This is a genomic window from Pseudomonas sp. BF-B-26 (assembly GCF_019956495.1).
Taxonomy (GTDB): Bacteria; Pseudomonadota; Gammaproteobacteria; order Pseudomonadales; family Pseudomonadaceae; genus Aquipseudomonas.
Map to the genome: position 1 here is coordinate 1 of NZ_JAHBDP010000138.1, position 18,751 is coordinate 18,751.

The 18,751-nt window shown below is 57.8% G+C and carries 20 protein-coding genes; 9 read left to right on the plus strand and 11 right to left on the minus strand.

The window, feature by feature from the left end:
• Nucleotides 1-74: 74 nt before the first annotated feature.
• Nucleotides 75-1,982, minus strand: coding sequence for an esterase EstP (gene estP / locus KGB03_RS29830; protein ID WP_223530750.1), 1,908 nt, complete (start codon nucleotides 1,980-1,982; stop codon nucleotides 75-77).
• Nucleotides 1,979-2,341, minus strand: coding sequence for a hypothetical protein (locus tag KGB03_RS29835; RefSeq protein WP_158539706.1), 363 nt, complete (start codon nucleotides 2,339-2,341; stop codon nucleotides 1,979-1,981). Before KGB03_RS29835 ends, estP begins: the two co-directional genes overlap by 4 nt.
• A gap of 47 nt (nucleotides 2,342-2,388) precedes the next feature.
• On the opposite strand from KGB03_RS29835, the gene KGB03_RS29840 reads away from it, so the two are divergent.
• The 4 genes from KGB03_RS29840 (at nucleotide 2,389) to KGB03_RS29855 (ending at nucleotide 5,643) form a co-directional block, all read left to right on the plus strand.
• Complete coding sequence (locus KGB03_RS29840) at nucleotides 2,389-2,982, plus strand: aminodeoxychorismate/anthranilate synthase component II (protein WP_033056198.1); 594 nt, start codon at nucleotides 2,389-2,391, stop codon at nucleotides 2,980-2,982.
• A gap of 9 nt (nucleotides 2,983-2,991) precedes the next feature.
• Nucleotides 2,992-4,041, plus strand: a complete 1,050-nt coding sequence (trpD, locus tag KGB03_RS29845) for an anthranilate phosphoribosyltransferase (RefSeq protein WP_056741323.1) — start codon at nucleotides 2,992-2,994, stop codon at nucleotides 4,039-4,041.
• On the plus strand, nucleotides 4,038-4,874 hold the full coding sequence (gene trpC, locus KGB03_RS29850; protein WP_218538456.1) for an indole-3-glycerol phosphate synthase TrpC: 837 nt from the start codon (nucleotides 4,038-4,040) through the stop codon (nucleotides 4,872-4,874). Before trpD ends, trpC begins: the two co-directional genes overlap by 4 nt.
• A gap of 67 nt (nucleotides 4,875-4,941) precedes the next feature.
• The gene (locus KGB03_RS29855) at nucleotides 4,942-5,643 is read left to right on the plus strand and encodes a biotin/lipoate A/B protein ligase family protein (RefSeq protein ID WP_223530752.1); all 702 of its coding nucleotides are present in this window, start codon (nucleotides 4,942-4,944) and stop codon (nucleotides 5,641-5,643) included.
• On the opposite strand, the gene crp is transcribed toward KGB03_RS29855, so the two are convergent.
• On the minus strand, nucleotides 5,640-6,284 hold the full coding sequence (gene crp, locus KGB03_RS29860; RefSeq protein ID WP_008147233.1) for a cAMP-activated global transcriptional regulator CRP: 645 nt from the start codon (nucleotides 6,282-6,284) through the stop codon (nucleotides 5,640-5,642). The genes KGB03_RS29855 and crp overlap by 4 nt on opposite strands.
• Nucleotides 6,285-6,515: 231 nt before the next feature.
• On the opposite strand from crp, the gene KGB03_RS29865 reads away from it, so the two are divergent.
• The gene (locus KGB03_RS29865; RefSeq protein ID WP_007941657.1) at nucleotides 6,516-6,938 is read left to right on the plus strand and encodes an OsmC family protein; all 423 of its coding nucleotides are present in this window, start codon (nucleotides 6,516-6,518) and stop codon (nucleotides 6,936-6,938) included.
• 237 nt (nucleotides 6,939-7,175) lie between these two features.
• Complete coding sequence (gene speD, locus KGB03_RS29870) at nucleotides 7,176-7,970, plus strand: adenosylmethionine decarboxylase (RefSeq protein WP_223530754.1); 795 nt, start codon at nucleotides 7,176-7,178, stop codon at nucleotides 7,968-7,970.
• Between the two features lie 96 nt (nucleotides 7,971-8,066).
• Here speD and coq7 read toward each other — a convergent pair whose 3' ends face one another.
• The 6 genes from coq7 to hemJ all read right to left on the minus strand — a co-directional run bounded on the left by coq7 (nucleotide 8,067) and on the right by hemJ (nucleotide 12,565).
• Nucleotides 8,067-8,714: a 2-polyprenyl-3-methyl-6-methoxy-1,4-benzoquinone monooxygenase gene (gene coq7, locus KGB03_RS29875; protein ID WP_008147238.1), complete on the minus strand. Its 648-nt coding sequence runs from the start codon at nucleotides 8,712-8,714 to the stop codon at nucleotides 8,067-8,069.
• Between the two features lie 126 nt (nucleotides 8,715-8,840).
• Entirely contained in the window at nucleotides 8,841-9,179 is a 339-nt protein-coding gene (locus KGB03_RS29880; RefSeq protein ID WP_008147240.1) for a histidine triad nucleotide-binding protein, read from the minus strand.
• A gap of 82 nt (nucleotides 9,180-9,261) precedes the next feature.
• Nucleotides 9,262-10,050, minus strand: a complete 789-nt coding sequence (locus KGB03_RS29885) for an SDR family NAD(P)-dependent oxidoreductase (RefSeq protein ID WP_046045397.1) — start codon at nucleotides 10,048-10,050, stop codon at nucleotides 9,262-9,264.
• 62 nt (nucleotides 10,051-10,112) lie between these two features.
• Entirely contained in the window at nucleotides 10,113-11,078 is a 966-nt protein-coding gene (locus KGB03_RS29890) for a DUF805 domain-containing protein (protein ID WP_223530756.1), read from the minus strand.
• A 56-nt stretch (nucleotides 11,079-11,134) separates the two neighbouring features.
• On the minus strand, nucleotides 11,135-12,103 hold the full coding sequence (locus KGB03_RS29895) for an NAD(P)H-dependent flavin oxidoreductase (RefSeq protein ID WP_218538458.1): 969 nt from the start codon (nucleotides 12,101-12,103) through the stop codon (nucleotides 11,135-11,137).
• 33 nt (nucleotides 12,104-12,136) lie between these two features.
• Nucleotides 12,137-12,565, minus strand: coding sequence for a protoporphyrinogen oxidase HemJ (gene hemJ, locus KGB03_RS29900; RefSeq protein ID WP_008147249.1), 429 nt, complete (start codon nucleotides 12,563-12,565; stop codon nucleotides 12,137-12,139).
• A 135-nt stretch (nucleotides 12,566-12,700) separates the two neighbouring features.
• On the opposite strand from hemJ, the gene argC reads away from it, so the two are divergent.
• Both argC and erpA read left to right on the plus strand, forming a co-directional pair.
• Nucleotides 12,701-13,735 (plus strand): N-acetyl-gamma-glutamyl-phosphate reductase, encoded by a 1,035-nt coding sequence (gene argC / locus KGB03_RS29905; protein ID WP_008147251.1) that lies wholly within the window; start codon nucleotides 12,701-12,703, stop codon nucleotides 13,733-13,735.
• Nucleotides 13,736-13,903: 168 nt separating this feature from the next.
• Complete coding sequence (gene erpA / locus KGB03_RS29910) at nucleotides 13,904-14,254, plus strand: iron-sulfur cluster insertion protein ErpA (RefSeq protein WP_007947969.1); 351 nt, start codon at nucleotides 13,904-13,906, stop codon at nucleotides 14,252-14,254.
• Nucleotides 14,255-14,320: 66 nt separating this feature from the next.
• Here erpA and KGB03_RS29915 read toward each other — a convergent pair whose 3' ends face one another.
• Together KGB03_RS29915 and KGB03_RS29920 are read right to left on the minus strand one after the other, a co-directional pair.
• Nucleotides 14,321-15,412 (minus strand): anhydro-N-acetylmuramic acid kinase, encoded by a 1,092-nt coding sequence (locus tag KGB03_RS29915; protein WP_218538459.1) that lies wholly within the window; start codon nucleotides 15,410-15,412, stop codon nucleotides 14,321-14,323.
• Nucleotides 15,413-15,415: 3 nt separating this feature from the next.
• The gene (locus KGB03_RS29920) at nucleotides 15,416-16,852 is read right to left on the minus strand and encodes a peptidoglycan DD-metalloendopeptidase family protein (RefSeq protein WP_192409292.1); all 1,437 of its coding nucleotides are present in this window, start codon (nucleotides 16,850-16,852) and stop codon (nucleotides 15,416-15,418) included.
• A gap of 212 nt (nucleotides 16,853-17,064) precedes the next feature.
• Here KGB03_RS29920 and tyrS point away from each other — a divergent pair, with 212 nt between their 5' ends.
• On the plus strand, nucleotides 17,065-18,264 hold the full coding sequence (gene tyrS, locus KGB03_RS29925; RefSeq protein ID WP_192409293.1) for a tyrosine--tRNA ligase: 1,200 nt from the start codon (nucleotides 17,065-17,067) through the stop codon (nucleotides 18,262-18,264).
• Nucleotides 18,265-18,751 lie beyond the last annotated feature (487 nt).

The window sequence follows — 18,751 nt, forward strand, 5'->3', positions numbered from 1 at the left end:
ATTTCATTCAACATTTGAGGTGAATGACACTCCGCTTTCGCGAGCAAGCCCGCTCCCACAGATCTAGTCGGTTATCAGAAATCCAGAACGACCCCCACGTTGATGCCTTGCTGGGTAAAGTCATCATCCTTGCGGAACGTATACCCGCCGCGCAACGCCAGATCGGCCGTCAACTTGTGGCTGACCCCCAGGCTCACGCGATTCAAGTGGCTTTGCGGTGTATAGCCGTCCAGCTTGAAGTCCAGGGACGGCAGGCTGTTGAGCGCGATGTTTACCTTCTGAGTGTCATCCTCGTATTCATGCTCATACGCGTATTCGCCGAACACTTGAGTCTGCGGGGTGATCTGATACTTACCCTGCAGACCGACGCCCAGACGTTTTGAATCGCGAGTCTGATCATCAAAGGTCAACGCTGTGGCGCGAGAGCTGTTTTCCGAGTAGCCGTCGACTTCCACTTTTGCGTAATCGGCGCTGATGAACGGCGACAGGTGCCACTCGCTGCCCGGTTGCGCAATGTCGTAGCCAACCCGTGTGCTGAAGGCCCACAGATAGCCATCGGTATCGCCTTTCTCCGCGCCTTCGCTGGCGCCCAGGTCGAATTTGCGTTTGAGGTTGTCGTAATCCAGCTTGCCGCCGGTCAACGCGGCATCGGCCCACCAGTGATTCTGCTGGAACTGGGCGAAGGCGGTGGCCAGGTAACTGTTGAGTTTGTAGTCCGAATCGTCATTGCCTGCTTCCAGGTTCTGACGATAGAAACCCGCCGCCACACCGACGCGCCAGGCGTCATTGAGGCGATAGCTGCCGCCGATGTTCAGGTTGTAACCGTCGCCGTCGGCGCTGGCGCCGCTGCTTTGGCTATCGACATCCAGATGCTGACCGCCACCGGCGACAATCGCGCGCCATTGGCCGACCGCCTGCCAGTTCTCCCAGTCCGATTGCCATTGGCTGCGCAGTTCATCCTGGTGCGCACGCAAGGTGGCGTGGGCCATTTCCGGCAACAATGTCAGTTCCCAAGGCGCAGCCAGTAAGGAATAGGCGTAGTCGGAAATCAGTTTCTGCCCGGCTTCGGTCGGATGAACCCCATCGTTATAAATCAGCTTGCTGGGGTCCGGGGTGGCGCTGTTGATGCCATACGTAGGGTTTTCGGTGCAGCTGTTACCGCTGAAGCAGGTCGCCGTCAGGCTCTGGCCTGTAGCAAAACCGAATCGCGCCGGATCGGCGAAGGTTTCCTGTAACAGCAGCGGAATGTTCAACGGGATGATTTCGGCATCGATCCCTGCGAGTCGCGTGACCAGTTGCCGGTTGAAGGCAGAGCTCAGTAGTGAGGTGGAAGTCTGCAGAGGCGTGCCATTGATGGCGGGCGTCAAACCCAGGTCGGGTAGCAGCCAGACCATAATGTACTGGGCGCCGGCAGTTTGCAGAACCTGGACGCTGTTAGCCAGTCGATCCGCAGCGGCATTCGCCTGAGCGCCACTTTGTACACGTCCCTGAAGAAAATCGTTACCACCGCCGGAAATGTAATACAGCGCATTCGGATCGGCGCTGAAGTTGTTTGTCGGCAGATAGCCCGGGCGCGTGCGTTCGCCCGTGGCGGATACGCTGGTGATCGAGGTGAGGATCTGGTCCGTGCGGTAACCGCCAACGGCCCAGTTATTCCCGTCCGACAGGCCCTGGTTCGCACGCGCCGCCGAGGTTGAAGCGGCCGTCTGGTCCGGTGAAAACCCGAGCCGGTCACCCAGCAATTGGGTCGAGTTGGCGGAGTAGACTTCGCCGCTGCCGTCCCGGTAAATCGGGCCGGTCCGGTTGGTGAAGCGCAGGGTCGAACCGGGAGGGCCACCCGTGTCGGTAAACTGCCCTGCATCGTTGAGGCTATCGCCGAAGACGATGAAACTCGAATAAGGGTTGGGCGCCGCGATCGCCTGGGTGCAGGCCATGGCGAGCAAGCAGCCGGCAAGCGGTACAGTCAACGTCTGTCTGATCATGAGCAAGTCCGTTTGTTATTGTTGTAGTGAGCGAAACGATAGTGCCAAAAACTATAGAGCCTGTTGCCGTTCGGCGCGAACCCGTCAATTGTTTCAAGCGCTTCGATCGCCCCATATTGCACGCTCTGCCCAGCTAAGTTACTGTGCCGAGACGTATAAATGAGACCTTCCCCGTGTTGATCGTCAGCAAACTTCTGGATCAAGTCATCAAGGCACACGCCCGTTGGCGTTGGCGCGCCTGAATCCTTCTGCCGGCCCGGCCGGATCTTTACCGCTTTGCCTTCTTTACCCGCAAGACAAACCGCTTTGCAGCGCGACTCCAGCGACTGACAAAGTGCAGGACGCTGCGGGTAAATCATTCGAAGGCTGTATTCAAAGTCAGTAAATTCAAGAGGTTCTTAACGCCATGTTGCTGATGATCGATAACTACGACTCTTTTACTTACAACGTTGTGCAATACCTCGGTGAGCTCGGCTCCCAGGTCAAAGTCGTGCGCAACGATGAGCTCACCATTGCCGAAATCGAAGCGCTCAACCCAGAGCGGATCGTCGTTTCGCCCGGCCCTTGCACGCCGAACGAAGCCGGCGTGTCGATTGACGTAATCAAACATTTTGGCGGAAAACTGCCGATTCTGGGCGTGTGCCTGGGCCATCAGTCCATCGGCCAGGCCTTTGGCGGCGATGTGGTTCGCGCCCGTCAAGTCATGCATGGCAAAACCAGCCCGGTGTTCCACGAGGACAAAGGCGTATTTGAAGGCCTGAACCATCCGCTGACAGTCACCCGCTATCATTCACTGATCGTCAAACGCGAAACCCTGCCCGATTGTCTGGAGCTGACCGCCTGGACCCAGCTTGAAGACGGTTCGGTCGACGAAATCATGGGCCTGCGCCACAAGACACTGAACATCGAGGGCGTCCAGTTTCACCCTGAGTCGATCCTCACCGAGCAGGGCCACGAGCTGTTCGCTAATTTCCTCAAACAAACCGGCGGCACGCGCTAAGGACTTTTCATGAATATCAAGACAGCCCTGAGCCGTATCGTCGAACAGCTCGACCTCAGCACCGATGAGATGCGCGATGTCATGCGCGAAATCATGACCGGTCAATGCACGGATGCGCAGATCGGCGCGTTCATGATGGCCATGCGCATGAAGAGTGAAAGCATCGACGAGATCGTCGGCGCCGTGTCGGTCATGCGCGAGCTGGCGGACAAGGTCGAACTCAAGACCCTCGACGGCGTCGTCGATGTGGTCGGTACCGGTGGCGATGGCGCGAACATTTTTAACGTCTCGACCGCTTCCTCGTTCGTGGTCGCGGCGGCCGGTTGCACCGTGGCCAAGCACGGTAACCGTGCGGTCTCGGGCAAAAGCGGCAGCGCCGATTTGCTGGAAGCGGCGGGTATCTACCTGAACCTGACGCCGGTTCAGGTCGCACGTTGCATCGACAACGTCGGCATCGGTTTCATGTTCGCCCAGACCCATCACAGCGCCATGAAGCACGCCGCCGGCCCGCGCCGGGAGCTGGGCTTGCGCACGCTGTTCAACATGCTCGGCCCGCTTACGAATCCGGCCGGCGTGAAGCATCAGGTGGTGGGCGTGTTCAATCAGGCGTTGTGCCGGCCGCTGGCCGAAGTCTTGCAGCGTATGGGCAGCAAGCACGTGCTGGTGGTGCACTCGAAGGATGGCCTGGACGAGTTCAGTCTGGCGGCGCCAACCTTCGTGGCGGAATTGAAGGATGACCAGATCACCGAGTATTGGGTCGAGCCAGAAGACTTGGGCATGAAAAGCCAGAGCCTGCACGGTCTGGCAGTGGATAGCCCGGCGGCTTCCCTGGAGCTGATTCGCGATGCCCTGGGCAAGCGCAAGACCGAGAACGGTCAGAAAGCCGCGGAAATGATTATGCTCAATGCCGGTGCCGCGTTGTACGCCGCTGACCATGCCAGCAGTTTGAAAGAAGGCGTTGCCCTGGCGCACGATGCGCTGCACACAGGCCTCGCTCGGGAAAAACTGGAGGAGTTGGGTGCATTTACCGCGGTATTCAAAGTGGAGAATGAGGGATGAGTGTACCGACGGTTCTGGAAAACATTTTGGCCCGCAAAGTCCAGGAAGTCGCCGAGCGTAGCGCTCGCGTAAGCCTGGCGGAGCTGGAAAGTCTGGCCAAGGCGGCCGATGCACCCCGTGGTTTTGCCAAGGCATTGTTGGCTCAGGCCAAGCTCAAGCAGCCAGCGGTCATTGCAGAAATCAAGAAAGCTTCACCGAGCAAAGGCGTGATTCGCGAGAACTTCGTTCCCGCCGACATCGCCAAGAGTTACGAGAAGGGCGGCGCGACCTGTCTGTCAGTGCTGACCGATATCGATTACTTCCAGGGCGCCGATGTGTATCTGCAACAGGCGCGGGCGGCGTGCAAACTGCCGGTGATCCGCAAGGACTTCATGATTGATCCGTACCAGATCATTGAAGCCCGAGCGTTGGGCGCCGACTGCGTGCTGCTGATCGTCTCCGCTCTGGATAACGTGAAAATGGCCGAGTTGGCTGCCGTCGCCAAAAGTGTCGGCCTCGATGTGCTGGTGGAAGTTCACGATGGCGACGAGCTGGAGCGGGCCTTGAAAACCCTCGACACTCCGTTGGTAGGCGTCAACAACCGCAACCTGCACACTTTCGAAGTCAACCTGGAAACCACCCTCGACCTGTTGCCGCGTATTCCGCGTGATCGTCTGGTGATCACCGAAAGTGGCATTCTCAACCGGGCCGATGTCGAGCTGATGGAAATCAGCGATGTGTACGCATTCCTGGTGGGCGAAGCGTTCATGCGCGCCGAAAGCCCGGGCACCGAGCTGCAGCGTCTGTTCTTTCCTGAGCGTGGCATCGCGGTGAGCGGTTCTACACTCGACTGAACGTGACTTGATGAAGAAGCCGGCGATGCCGGCTTTTTTATACCCCAAACAAAGGATGTCTACTGCCATGACCCAGCCCATCGCCATGACCGTCGAAGCCGGCCTGCTCGCCGAACAGGATCTGTTGGCCCATGTGTGCACCGGCGATTCGGAGTTTGGCCTGCTATTCTGGCAGCCCAGTGACCGGGCGCTGGTCATGCCGCGACGGTTGAATCGTCTGCCTGGGTTCGAGGCTGCGTGCGAAGTGTCGGCTGCGGCAGGTTGGCCGGTGTTGTTGCGTGAAACCGGCGGTGAGCCGGTGCCGCAATCGGCCTCGACGATCAACATCGCACTGGTCTACGCGCCACCGCGTAGCGAGGGTGACCAGAACCGCATCGAAACCGGTTATCGCCGGCTTTGCGATCCGATTTGTCAGTTACTCGATGAGCTGGGCGGCGTTTCGTCTTTGGGCGAAATAGAGGGGGCGTTCTGTGATGGGCGTTTCAACGTCAACCTTGATGGGCGCAAGATGGTCGGCACGGCTCAACGCTGGCGCCAGAGCAAGGGCGGTACGCGTCCGGTAGGGTTGGTGCACGGTGCTTTGTTGCGCGATAACGAGCGTGAGTCGATGGTTGCGGCGGTTAACCGTTTCAATGAAGCCTGTGGCCTGGAGCAGCGAGTTCGCGCCGAGAGCCACATTGCTCTTCATGAAAAATATGCAGCACCTGATGCGATGGGGCGACTCGACACGTTGTACCGAGAGTTGCTGGCAGACATGTTCAGGGTTTAGCGCGTACCGAAGACCACCATGGTCTTGCCTTTGACGTCCACCAGGTTGCGTTCTTCCAGGTCCTTGAGTACGCGACCGACCATCTCACGTGAACAACCGACAATCCGCCCGATTTCCTGACGGGTCACCTTGATCTGCATGCCATCGGGATGGGTCATTGCATCTGGCTGCTTGCACAGTTCCAGGAGGCAGCGCGCGACGCGGCCGGTAACGTCGAAGAATGCAAGGTCACCCACTTTGCGGGTGGTGTTGCGCAGGCGCTGTGCGATTTGTCCGCTGAGCACGTAAAGAATGTCTGGATCCTGTTGGGACAGTTCGCGGAATTTTGCGTAGCTGATCTCCGCGACTTCGCATTCGATCTTGGCGCGCACCCAGGCGCTGCGTTCCTGTTCCAGGCCCGCCTGTTCGAACAGGCCCAACTCGCCGAAGAAGTCTCCGGAGTTCAGGTAGGCGATGATCATTTCGCGGCCGTCGTCATCCTCGATCAGGATGGTGACCGAACCCTTGATGATGAAGAACAGCGTGTCTGAGCGGTCGCCGGCACAAATGATGTTGCTTTTGGCCGCATAACGACGGCGCTGGCAGTGCATCAACAGCTTGTCGAGGTTCTTGATTTTGGGTGTTGGGGTAATAGCAACCATGGTTGTATCCCGAAAAGACTTCACGGTGTGTTTGATTTTCTTATGAGTCGCTGAGGTTGCTATAAAGCTGGCAATGCGCCAGTGAATTGGCGCCAGCTTAACAGACACTTCCTGCAATATTCGAGAATTTACCTACAGCACAGCGGCTTGCGTCGTAGGAAGGCGAGACGTCGTCAATCAAGGCCCCTGTGCTAAGCTGGCGACCCTTTTTTATACAGTGGAGTCTTGGCGATGAAGGCACGCATCCAATGGGCTGGCGAAGCCATGTTCCTCGGCGAATCCGGCAGCGGTCATGTCGTGGTCATGGACGGTCCGCCCGATGCCGGCGGTCGCAACCTGGGTGTCCGGCCGATGGAAATGCTCCTGCTGGGTGTTGGCGGTTGCAGCAATTTCGACGTGGTCAGCATCCTCAAGAAGTCCCGTCAGGCCGTTGAAAGCTGCGAAGCCTTCCTCGAAGCCGAGCGTGCTACCGAAGATCCGAAGGTTTTCACCAAGATTCACATGCACTTCGTGGTCAAGGGCCGCGGCTTGAAAGAAGCCCAGGTCAAACGCGCCATCGAGCTGTCTGCCGAGAAGTATTGCTCAGCGTCGATCATGCTGGGTGCGGCTGGCGTGGCAATTACCCATGACTACGAGATCATCGAGCTCGGTTGAATCGACATTCAACTATCATAAAGGCAGTGCAGACTGTGGCGATCCCAAGCTGACGTCTGCACAACGCGCCACTTTTTTCAGGGTAGTAGCCCGTCCGCCGACAGGCCGCGCACCCGAACATATAACCAAAATCGCCATTGTGAAGAGGTGTTAACCGTCCTGCGCAGGTGCGTCGTGCGCTTCTGACGGGCTTGCTTGATCATGCGGCCGGGCCGCAATACATAGAGAGTCTTAACGGTGAAAAGCAGACTCAAGCTCCACGGGTTCAATAACCTGACAAAGACCTTGAGCTTCAACATCTATGACATCTGCTACGCGCAAACCCCGCAAGACCAACAGGCTTACGTCGAGTACATCAATAAAGAGTACAACGCCAAGCGCCTGACGCAGATCCTCACAGAAGTTGTCGATATCATTGGTGCCAACATCCTGAACATCGCCAGTCAGGACTATGAACCCCAGGGCGCCAGTGTCACGATTCTGATCTCTGAAGAGCCGGTGACGCCTACCGACAGCCAGATCGAAGAGTCTCCAGGCCCGTTGCCTGAAATTATCCTGGCCCACCTCGACAAGAGCCACATCACGGTGCACACCTACCCGGAAATCCATCCGGACGATGGCATCGCGACATTCCGTGTGGACATTGACGTGTCGACCTGTGGCGTCATTTCACCGCTCAAGGCGCTCAACTTCCTGATCCACCAGTTTGATTCGGACATCGTGACCGTGGATTATCGTGTGCGCGGTTTCACCCGTGACGTGGAAGGCAACAAGCACTTCATCGACCACGAGATCAACTCGATTCAGAACTACCTTTCCGAAGACACCCGGGGCGCGTACCAGATGACCGACGTGAACGTGTACCAGGAAAACCTGTTCCACACCAAAATGCTGCTGAAGAACTTCGAACTGGATAACTACCTGTTCGGCGACGCCACCAGCAGCCTGTCCGCGGAGCAGCGTGCCCAGGTGACAGACCGCGTGAAACACGAAATGCTGGAAATCTTCTACGCGCGCAACATGCCGAACTAAGATTTTCGATTGCCCTTGTAGGAGCAAGGCTTGCCCGCGATGGCGATCTCAAGGATGCAATCGCAGGCAAGCCTTGCTCCTACGAAAGCCATTGAGTCAGATCCGATAAGTACTCTTGGTCATGACCTTGGCCATCAGGCTCATGCCGAACTTCACCGGTGCCGGGAAGCGGAAACCCCCAGCCTCCAGCGCGCTTTCGGCGTGGTGTTCTTCATCAATGCGCATCTGCTCGAGGATCGCCCGGGACTTTTCATCCTCGGCTGGCAGTTGCTCAAGGTGTTCATTGAGGTGTTTGCACACCTGATGCTCGGTCGCGGCAACGAAACCCAGGCTGACTTTATCGCTGATCAACCCGGCCACCGCGCCAATCCCGAACGACATGCCGTAGAACAGCGGATTGAGAATGCTGGTGTGGCTGCCCAACTGTTTTATGCGTTGTTCGCACCAGACCAGGTGGTCGATTTCTTCTTCGGCGGCATGTTCCATGGCGGCGCGTACTTGCGGCAGCTTGGCGGTCAGGGCCTGACCTTGATACAGCGCCTGGGCACAGACTTCGCCGGTATGGTTGATGCGCATCAGACCGGCGACGTGCCGGGTGTCTTCGTCGCTCATTTGCGCATCCGGCTGCACGATAGCGGGCGAAGGGCGGTACGGCTGACCACTGAAGGGCAGCAAGGTACGCATCGCGGCATCGGCTTGTAGCAGAAGGCGGTCAATCGGCGAGTAGTGACGTTGGGTTGTCATGCTGACCTCCGGGAAGAATCTCGGCGGCCAGTTTAACCCAATCGGCCAGGGAAGGTTTGCGCTGAGTCATTGCGACGCAGGTGCTTGTGGGAGCGGGATTGCCCGCCCCCACAGGGCTTGCTGCAATCAGCCTGGCGGCCAATGCATCTGGCGCTGACCCAATACATGCATATGTATGTGATAGACGGTCTGCCCACCCAATGGATTGCAATTCATGACCACGCGAAAGCCCTCTTCGCAACCCAGTTCCAGGGCCAGACGCTGGGCGGTGAACAGAATATGCCCAGCCAATGCCTTGTCGTCCTCGGTCAGGTCGTTAAGCGTGCGCACCGCTTTTTTCGGGATCACCAGAAAATGCACGGGTGCCTGTGGGGCTATGTCGTGGAAGGCCAGTACCTGGTCGTCCTCGTAAATGATCTTTGCCGGAATTTCCCGGTTGATGATCTTGGTGAACAGAGTATCCACAGCTGTTTTCTCCGTTGTTTGGGCTGGCCTGAGTGTAACCATGGGTGATGCCTGAGCCCAGCCTTTTACCTTGAGGGTGCGATCAGCGCGGGCAGTAAGCCTTGTTGACCATGCCAGCGATTGTCCGGGTCAGCCAGCGGGAGCCGAGTCGCGGCAGGAAGGCGCGCCAGCGGTTGCGTCGACCCGGAATAATGATGGCGCGATTTTTCTCCAGAGCCCGGACGGTGTAGAGCGCGACTTCCTCGGGGCTCATCAGCATTTTGCTGTCGATCAGTTTGCCAGCGTCCAATTGCGCGGTGCGGAAAAACGCCGTGCGGGTAGGGCCGGGGCAGAGCACCGAGACCTTGACCGCGCATTTTTTCAGTTCGACGCGCAACCCTTCGGAAAAGTGCAGTACATAAGCCTTGCTGGCGTAATAAGTACTCATCCACGGGCCGGGATGGAACGCCGCCACCGAGGCGACATTCAAAATCTGTCCGCCGCCCTGCAGCGCCATGCTGTTGCCGATCGCGTGACACAGTCGAGTGAGTGCGAGGATGTTCACTTCGATCAGGTCCTGCTCGGTCATCCAGTCCTGAGCCAGAAAAGGGCCGCAGGTGCCGATGCCGGCGCAGTTGACCAGCAAATCGATCTGTCGGTCACCTTCCTCCAGCTCCAGCAGAAAACCGGACAGCCGTAGCGGCTCGCCGAGGTCACAGGCTCGGAACAACACTTCCACGCCAAAACGTTGGGTCAGTTCAATCGCAATACTTTCCAGCTGATCACGCTGACGGGCCACCAGAATCAGGCTGCGGCCGCGCCGGGCCAGTGCTTCGGCCATCGCCAGGCCGATGCCGCTGGAAGCGCCAGTGATCAGTGCGTAACGGGTCATGCATTTCTCCATCGCAACAGCTCCGCGCCGGCGACGCAGGTGTCACGGACGGGGAGCGCTGTTCATTCTTTCGCAGAGTCTACAGGGGGCTGGGCTTCTTCGGCTGCATCGTCGGCTGAATTTGGCGCGGGCTCTGCTTCCACAGCGGTTTGATCTTCGATCTCTTCGGTGGTCACTGAGTCACTTTCATAGCCGCTCTGGGTGGCGCTTTCGTATTCGCTCTGGAGGGTAGTAAGGCCGCCGGTCAGTCCGCCGATGAACAGGATCGCGATAAACACCAGCCACAGTGACGACAGGACCTTGACCGCGGCGCTGTTGGGCGGTGGTGGCGCACCGTATCGATTGGCGGTGTTATTACCCGGCGCAATCATCATCACGAACGGAAAGATGCTGCCCACGAACGGTACGAGGGTCAGCAGCCAGAGCCAGCCAGACCAGCCGATATCGTGCAGACGCTGGACACTGAACTGGATGCTGACGAACGCCAGCGCCACGAAGAGAATAAAGGCCAGCAAGCCACCGAGAATCAGGCCGGCGGTAGCGTCTGTAGAGATAAGGGCCAAGCCGAAAACAGCAAGCACAGCGCCAACACCAAGGGTTACCAGCGTCAGCGACATCGTCCAGGCCAGATAACGCAAGCGACCGATCCGACCCACGAAGCTGAACGGCTTGAGTGTGGAAAACGCAGGCAAGGCTTCGCCAACGGTAGCCCGGGGTGGTGCGTAAGGGGATTCGGGATCTGCCGCGACAGCGGGGGCGTGTTCATGAACGTCAGCCAGGTTCAGCTCGATCGAGGGTTCGGATTCGATCCGGGCATCGATACCGGTTTTGGTCAGCGCCTGGAGATAAGTCTGCGCATCGCCCTGCGACAGGTCGCGTTTGAGCGCAACCGGCTTGCCACTGAACAGCCGTTCGATGGCAGCCACATCGCTTTTGAACAACTCGGCGAGATTGAGCTTGGCGGTGGTGACGTCGACACCTGGCAGCAGAGCGCCGTCGAACACGATCTTGAAACGGTTTTCGCTCATTACGAGGCATCCTTGTCGTGTGAAGCCAGCCGGAATGGACTGGCCAGGTTTTCCTGTCAGCGTGGCCAGCGCTTGGGCATCGCTGCCGCCAGCTCCAGCGCTTTGCGGTACTCGGCATCAAGGCGAGCGACCAATTGATCGACACTCGGCAAGTCGTCGATCTCGCCGACACCCTGGCCTGCGGACCAGACGGTTTTCCAGGCTTTGGCTTCATCGCTCATGGGCTTGAGTTTGGAGCCGAAGTCCACCTCGCCCTTGCCGTGCAGCGCGGCCATGTCGAAACCTGCAGCCTCAAGGCTCTGACGCATAAAGCTCGCCGGTACTCCCGACACCGCTGGAGTATGGACGATGTCTGCGGCTCTGGCAGTCAGCAGCATCTCTTTATAGGCGTCAGGCGCATGACTTTCGGTGGTGCCGATAAATCGTGTGCCGAAGTAGGCCAGATCCGCACCGAGCAATTGTGCCGCGAGAATCTCGTGGCCGTGGTTCAGGCAGCCGGCCAGCAGCAGGGTCTTGTCGAAGAATTGGCGAATCTCGGCAATCAGCGAGAACGGGCTCCAGGTTCCGGCGTGTCCACCGGCGCCCGCTGCCACGGCGATCAAACCGTCGACCCCGGCCTCGGCGGCTTTCTCTGCATGGCGACGAGTCGTCACGTCATGGAACACCAGACCTCCATAGCTGTGCACTGCATCGACCAGTTCTTTCACGGCGCCGAGACTGGTGATCACAATCGGCACTTTGTGTTCGATGCAGATCGCCAGGTCCGCTTGCAGCCGCGGATTGCTGTGGTGGACGATCAGGTTCACCGCATAAGGCGCCGGATTCTCCAGTGTCGCCAACCCTGCTTCGATCTCTTCCAGCCAGGACTTGAAGCCGCTGCTCTCGCGCTGGTTCAGCGCAGGAAAGCTGCCCACCACGCCATTACGGCAGCAGGCGAGCACCAGTTGCGGGTTGGAAATCAGGAACATTGGTGCTGCCACCACTGGCAGACGCAAGCGTTGTTCGAGCAGAGCGGGCAGCGACATTGGAAGTACCCCGAAGAGTTGTGCTTATTGGCGTTAGAACGGCCGGACGACGACCAGAATTACAATGGCCAGCAATATCAGAACCGGCACTTCATTGAACCAGCGATAAAAGACATGACTGCGGGTGTTCTCGCCACGGGCAAAACGCTTCACCTGGGCGCCGCACATGTGGTGGTAGCCGATGAGGATCACCACCAAGGTCAACTTCGCGTGAATCCAGGCACCTTGACTAAATATGCTGGGGTTCAAGGCGATCAGTGCGATGCCGAAAATCAGGGTGGCGATCATCGCCGGGCCCATGATGCCGCGGTAGAGTTTGCGCTCCATGATGCTGAAACGTTCTTTGCTGACGGTGTCTTCGCTTTGGGCGTGATAAACGAACAGGCGCGGCAGGTAGAACAGGCCGGCAAACCAGCAGACCATGCTGACGATGTGAAGCGCTTTGAGCCACAGATAAAGCATTTTTAGTTATTCCCAGGTTCACGGTAGCCAAGATAGTAGAGGGTAGAGCGCCCGCACGTCACCTTGGCGGTTGTCGCAGAGCCGCGCGGCCCCTATTATCGACGGCTTTCCAGTGGGTTCGTTGAGGGCAGGTTTATGGTCAAGGTCGGTATCGTCGGCGGCACGGGTTACACCGGTGTCGAACTGCTGCGTCTGTTGGCGCAGCATCCGCAAGCAGAAGTGGTCGTCATCACTTCCCGATCCGAGGCCGGTCTGGCCGTGGCTGATATGTATCCGAACCTGCGCGGTCATTACGATGGCCTGGCGTTCAGCGTTCCGGACATCAAGACGCTGGGCGCTTGCGACGTGGTGTTCTTCGCCACGCCTCACGGTGTTGCCCATGCGCTGGCTGGCGAACTGTTGGCGGCCGGGACCAAAGTCATCGACCTGTCGGCGGACTTCCGTCTGCAAGACGCCGATGAGTGGGCCAAGTGGTACGGTCAGCCGCACGGCGCGCCGGAACTGCTGGAAGAGGCGGTTTACGGCTTGCCGGAAGTCAATCGCGAGCAGATCAAGCAGGCTCGCCTGATCGCCGTTCCGGGTTGCTACCCGACTGCTACGCAATTGGGTTTCCTGCCATTGCTTGAAGCAGGTCTGGCCGATACCACCCGCCTGATTGCTGACTGCAAATCCGGCGTCAGTGGTGCCGGTCGTGGCGCGTCTGTCGGTTCGCTGTACTCCGAGACGTCGGAAAGCATGAAGGCTTACGCCGTCAAAGGTCACCGTCACCTGCCGGAAATCCGCCAGGGTCTGCGTCGTGCAGCGGGCAAGGACGTCGGTCTGACGTTCGTTCCGCACCTGACGCCAATGATTCGAGGCATCCACTCGACGCTCTACGCGACCGTCGTGGACCGCTCGGTGGATCTGCAGGCACTGTTTGAAAAGCGTTATGCCAACGAACCGTTCGTCGATGTCATGCCGGCCGGCAGCCATCCAGAAACCCGCAGCGTGCGCGGTGCCAACGTTTGCCGTATTGCGGTGCATCGTCCGCAGGATGGTGACCTGGTGGTGGTGTTGTCGGTGATCGACAACCTGGTCAAAGGTGCGTCGGGTCAGGCGGTGCAGAACATGAACATCCTGTTCGGGCTGGATGAGCGCCTGGGCTTGTCTCACGCTGGCATGTTGCCGTAAGGCTTTAGCCCGCTCAGCAAAAAGGCCCGTCTGACGGGCCTTTTTGCATTCCGGGCTTACGATTGGGTTGATTGATATACCGTAACAATAGTTGACCGATTTTCTAGGAGAAGCGGATAATGCGCGTCATCACGCATTATGGCGGCGTAACGCCGGGAGATAGTTAGCATGAGCGTCGAATCCTTCACCCCCACGGCTTTGCAATTCACCCACGGTGCTGCGCACAAGGTGAAGAGCCTGGTCGATGAAGAGGGGAATGATCGCTTGAAGCTGCGCGTATTCGTTACGGGCGGCGGTTGTTCAGGTTTTCAGTACGGCTTCACCTTCGATGAGGAAGTGGCCGATGACGACACCATTGTCGAGCGCGAAGGAGTGAGTCTGGTCGTTGATCCGATGAGCTTCCAGTACCTGGCAGGTGCCGAGGTGGATTATCAGGAAGGTCTGGAAGGTTCACGCTTCGTAATCAAGAATCCGAACGCCAGCACCACGTGTGGCTGCGGCTCTTCGTTCTCGATCTGATCGCAATCATCGCATCACCAAGCGCCGCATGGCCTCAGGGCTCTGCGGCGTTTTGCTGTGTGCAGATTAAGCGGGGTAGATGGCGCCGAGTACGCGCAGACCACTTGCGCCGGTGACGCTCGGGCGATTGGCAGCGATGCCTTCAAGGCAGCAATGGGCCAGCCAGGCGAAGGCCATGGCTTCGACCCAGTCCGGGTCTACACCGTAAGCCGCGGTGCTGCTGACCTTGGTGTTCGGCAGCAAGCTGGCCAAGCGGTTCATCAGCGTGGCGTTGTGGGCGCCGCCACCGCAGACCAACAGTTCCCGGGTATCTGATTGGGCGTTCTGCAATGACTCGATAATGGTCAGTGCGGTCAGCTCAAGCAGTGTTGCTTGCACGTCTTCGGCGGCGAAAGTCGGCAGTTTCGATAGAAGTTGTGTCAGCCATGGCAGGTTGAACACTTCACGGCCGGTACTTTTGGGACCTTTGGTCACGAAAAATGGATCACTGAGCAGCTCGTTCAGCAGAACCGGTTCGACCTTGCCGCTGGCAGCCCATTGGCCATCGCGATCAAAGTTGTCGCCGCGTTGCTGGTGAATCCAGGCATCCAGCAGGACATTGCCCGGGCCACAGTCGAAACCGGCTACCGGTTTGCCGGGCTCGATCAGGCTGAGGTTACTGAATCCACCAACGTTCAATACCGCGCGGTTGCCTGCGCGTTCTTCAAACAACGCTTCGTGAAAGGCTGGAACCAGTGGGGCGCCTTGTCCGCCAGCCGCCACATCGCGGCTGCGAAAGTCGCTGACGACGGTGATGCCGGTCAACTCGGTCAGAAGGGCAGGGTTGCCAATCTGCACGGTGAAGCCGCGCGCCGGCTCGTGGCGAATGGTCTGGCCGTGGCTGCCAATCGCGCGAATGTCTTCGGGTTTCAGTTTTTGTTGGTCGATCAGGGTGTGAATACCCTGTGCCGCCAGTTTCACCCAGTTCTGCTGGGCGATGGCGGAGCGGGCAATCTCGTCCGGGCCGCTGGCGCACAAGCCAAGCAGCTCGGTGCGCAGTGAGTCAGGCATGGGAATGTAGTGCGTGGCGATCAGTTTGATTGTCGGAGCCAGCTCGACCAGCGCTATGTCCAGGCCATCTAGGCTGGTCCCGGACATCACACCTATATAGAGCGTCATGGCTTAGCGCTTGCTCGAAGCCAGCTGCGTGGATTTCTCTTGATCCATGCGCGCCATCAGCGGTTGGCTCTGCGCGAGGAAACGTGCGCGCTCGGCTTTGGAGATCGGATCGGCCATCGCCACTTTCTGGCCTAGTGGGTCGACGTGCACGCCATTGACCTGGAACTCGTAATGCAAATGCGGTCCGGTGGAAAGTCCGGTGGTGCCGATGTAGCCGATCACTTGGCCTTGCTTGACGCTACTGCCAGTCTGCACGCCTTTGGCAAAGCCCTGCATGTGGCCGTACAGCGTACGGTAGGTATTGCCGTGCTGGATAATGACGGTGTTGCCGTAGCCGCCACGGCGACCGGCCAGCAACACTTTGCCATCACCGGCTGCCTTGATTGGAGTGCCACGCGGCGCTGCATAGTCGACGCCTTTGTGAGCGCGGATCTTGTTCAGGATCGGGTGCTTGCGGCCCATCGAGAATTTCGAGCTGATGCGGGCGAAGTCCACCGGCGTACGGATAAACGCCTTGCGCATGCTGTTACCGTCAGCGGTGTAGTAGCTGCTGTTACCTTGTTTATTGGTGTAGCGCACGGCGGTGTAGGTCTTGCCGCGGTTAGTGAAGCGAGCGGAAAGGATCGGGCCATTGCCGACAGCCTTGCCGTTGACGACTTTCTGCTCGTAGATGACATCGAACTCGTCACCCTGGCGAATATCCTGGGCGAAGTCGACGTCATAGCCAAACACGCTGGCCATGTCCATGGTCAGGCTGTGGGACAAACCGGCGCGTGCAGCGGACTGCGACAACGAGCTGTTGATCACACCATGAACATAGGCCGAGCGCACGGTAGGCTTTGCGGTAATGCGGTTGAATGCATAACCCTTGTCATTCTTGGTCAAGGTGATGCTTTCGACGTCGCTGACCTTGCTGTGAAGGTTGGTCAGTTGGCCGTTGGGGCCCAGTTCGAATTCGAGTTTCTGGCCATGTTTGAGTTGGCTGAACTGCTTGGCCTGCTTGTCACTGGCCAGCACTTCATGCACCAAAGCTGCTGGAAGACCGACTTTTTCAAACAGGGTGGAGAGGGTATCGCCTTTAGAAACGATCACTTCCCTGTGGTTTGGAGACTTTTTTTCTTCGATCACTGGCGCTGGCGCTGGCGCCGGCACTGGCGCGGCCTGAGCGGTTTCCTGGGGTTCTTCGGCGCTGTTTTCGATCTGCGCAAAAGGGGAAGCGGCTGGCTCATTTGTGGCCTGGACGGCCTCGGCAGCGTCTTGATCTTGTGTCAGTTGTTCAGCAGGGCTTTCCAGTTCAAGACTCAGGGTCGTCTTTTTGGCTTCAACATCACTGGAAGGAAATACCAGAAGCGCCAGGCTCAGAAGGGCGGCGATGCCACTTGCTGCAAGCAGGTGGGTCTTCGGGTAAAGCGGCGGCGCTTTAGACGATTCTTTGGTCATAGATAATTTTTGACTTTGAAAAAGATGAATTGGAAAAGATGAATGACATGATGAAGATGAAATAACTGTATAAAATATAACCAAATCATCCCTGAAGCAAGTCCGCGAACGCTGAGTCTGTGGATTGGTGTCCGTGCGCCGGGCAAAACTTGTATTTGACGCGCGATCTTGTATGGTTGGTTCCCTTTGAATTCGAGCCTTGCGGGTCTGTTATGAAGTCGGTTGAAGAGCAGCTAGCGCTGATTAAACGTGGTGCGGAAGAACTGTTGGTCGAGTCCGAGCTGATCGAAAAGCTCAAGCGTGGCCAGCCGCTACGTATTAAGGCAGGCTTTGATCCGACCGCGCCGGATTTGCACCTGGGGCATACCGTGCTTATTAATAAGCTGCGCCAGTTCCAGGAGTTGGGGCATCAGGTGATCTTCCTTATAGGTGACTTCACCGGGATGATCGGCGATCCGAGCGGCAAGAGTGCAACACGTCCTCCTCTTACCCGCGAGCAGGTTCTCGAGAATGCCGAGACCTACAAGACCCAGGTTTTCAAGATTCTTGATCCGGCGAAAACCGAAGTTGCGTTCAACTCCACCTGGATGGATCAGATGGGGCCGGCCGACTTCATTCGCCTGACTTCTCAGTACACCGTGGCTCGCATGCTTGAGCGCGACGACTTCGACAAGCGCTACACCACCAATCAACCGATCGCCATTCATGAGTTCCTCTACCCACTGGTTCAGGGTTATGACTCGGTTGCTTTGCGCGCGGATGTCGAGCTGGGTGGTACTGATCAGAAGTTCAACCTGTTGATGGGGCGTGAACTGCAGCGTGGATATGGTCAAGAGGCTCAGTGCATTCTGACCATGCCGCTGCTCGAAGGTCTGGATGGCGTGAAAAAGATGTCCAAGTCCTTGGGCAACTACGTGGGTATTCAGGAAGCGCCGGGTGTGATGTACGGCAAACTGGTTTCCATTCCGGATGCGCTGATGTGGCGCTACTTCGAATTACTCAGTTTCCGCTCCATGGATGAGATCAATGCGTTCCGTGCCGATGTCGAGGCGGGTGCCAATCCGCGTGATATCAAGATCAAGCTAGCTGAAGAGATCGTTGCGCGTTTCCATGGTGAAGAGGCAGCGGCCAATGCGCACCGTGGGGCGGGTAACCGTATGAAGGAAGGCGAGCTGCCGGACGATCTGCCGGAGATCGAGTTGACTGCTACTGAAGACATGCCGATTGCTGCTGTCCTTAATAAGGCAGGTCTGGTCAAGAACTCGGCTGTCGCGCGGGACCTTCTAGGTTCTGGTGGTGTGCGTATAGATGGTGAGGTGGTCGATCGCACCTTTATATACACGCTGGGCGCGACCCATGTCTGCCAGGCTGGGAAGAAGGCATTTGCGCGTATTACGCTCAAATCCGAGTAAAGCTCGAATTAGGGGTTGACGGCAGATTCTGGAAGTCTATAATTCGCCCCACTTCCGGCGCAGTCGAAACGGAAAACTCCTTGGTAAACAATGGGTTACGCAGTTTTCGGCAACGAGTTGCTTCAGGTCATCGAAGCCCAGAAGGAGTTGATCGGGCAGTCTGTTTTTGCCTAATTGGCGATTCGATCTTCTCGGTCGAAAGCGGTGTAAAAGAGGTGTTGACAGCAGCGAGTAACGCTGTAGAATTCGCCTCCCGCTAACGAGAGATCGCAAGCGCAAGTGGTTGAAGTTGCAAGGGAAACTTTGAAAACTTCGAAAAATAACCGCTTGACAGCAACAGAGGCTGCTGTAGAATGCGCGCCTCGGTTGAGACGAAAGATCTTAACCAACCGCTCTTTAACAACTGAATCAAGCAATTCGTGTGGGTGCTTGTGGAGTCAGACTGATAGTCAACAAGATTATCAGCATCACAAGTTACTCCGCGAGA

What these genes read in the sequence shown, in the direction of transcription:
- estP (WP_223530750.1), bottom strand. Translation starts at nt 1,982, where the DNA reads ATGATCAGACAGACGTTGACTGTACCGCTTGCCGGCTGCTTGCTCGCC.
- KGB03_RS29835 (WP_158539706.1), bottom strand. Translation starts at nt 2,341, where the DNA reads ATGATTTACCCGCAGCGTCCTGCACTTTGTCAGTCGCTGGAGTCGCGC.
- KGB03_RS29840 (WP_033056198.1), top strand. Translation starts at nt 2,389, where the DNA reads ATGTTGCTGATGATCGATAACTACGACTCTTTTACTTACAACGTTGTG.
- trpD (WP_056741323.1), top strand. Translation starts at nt 2,992, where the DNA reads ATGAATATCAAGACAGCCCTGAGCCGTATCGTCGAACAGCTCGACCTC.
- trpC (WP_218538456.1), top strand. Translation starts at nt 4,038, where the DNA reads ATGAGTGTACCGACGGTTCTGGAAAACATTTTGGCCCGCAAAGTCCAG.
- KGB03_RS29855 (WP_223530752.1), top strand. Translation starts at nt 4,942, where the DNA reads ATGACCCAGCCCATCGCCATGACCGTCGAAGCCGGCCTGCTCGCCGAA.
- crp (WP_008147233.1), bottom strand. Translation starts at nt 6,284, where the DNA reads ATGGTTGCTATTACCCCAACACCCAAAATCAAGAACCTCGACAAGCTG.
- KGB03_RS29865 (WP_007941657.1), top strand. Translation starts at nt 6,516, where the DNA reads ATGAAGGCACGCATCCAATGGGCTGGCGAAGCCATGTTCCTCGGCGAA.
- coq7 (WP_008147238.1), bottom strand. Translation starts at nt 8,714, where the DNA reads ATGACAACCCAACGTCACTACTCGCCGATTGACCGCCTTCTGCTACAA.
- KGB03_RS29885 (WP_046045397.1), bottom strand. Translation starts at nt 10,050, where the DNA reads ATGACCCGTTACGCACTGATCACTGGCGCTTCCAGCGGCATCGGCCTG.
- KGB03_RS29890 (WP_223530756.1), bottom strand. Translation starts at nt 11,078, where the DNA reads ATGAGCGAAAACCGTTTCAAGATCGTGTTCGACGGCGCTCTGCTGCCA.
- KGB03_RS29895 (WP_218538458.1), bottom strand. Translation starts at nt 12,103, where the DNA reads ATGTCGCTGCCCGCTCTGCTCGAACAACGCTTGCGTCTGCCAGTGGTG.
- hemJ (WP_008147249.1), bottom strand. Translation starts at nt 12,565, where the DNA reads ATGCTTTATCTGTGGCTCAAAGCGCTTCACATCGTCAGCATGGTCTGC.
- argC (WP_008147251.1), top strand. Translation starts at nt 12,701, where the DNA reads ATGGTCAAGGTCGGTATCGTCGGCGGCACGGGTTACACCGGTGTCGAA.
- erpA (WP_007947969.1), top strand. Translation starts at nt 13,904, where the DNA reads ATGAGCGTCGAATCCTTCACCCCCACGGCTTTGCAATTCACCCACGGT.
- KGB03_RS29915 (WP_218538459.1), bottom strand. Translation starts at nt 15,412, where the DNA reads ATGACGCTCTATATAGGTGTGATGTCCGGGACCAGCCTAGATGGCCTG.
- KGB03_RS29920 (WP_192409292.1), bottom strand. Translation starts at nt 16,852, where the DNA reads ATGACCAAAGAATCGTCTAAAGCGCCGCCGCTTTACCCGAAGACCCAC.
- tyrS (WP_192409293.1), top strand. Translation starts at nt 17,065, where the DNA reads ATGAAGTCGGTTGAAGAGCAGCTAGCGCTGATTAAACGTGGTGCGGAA.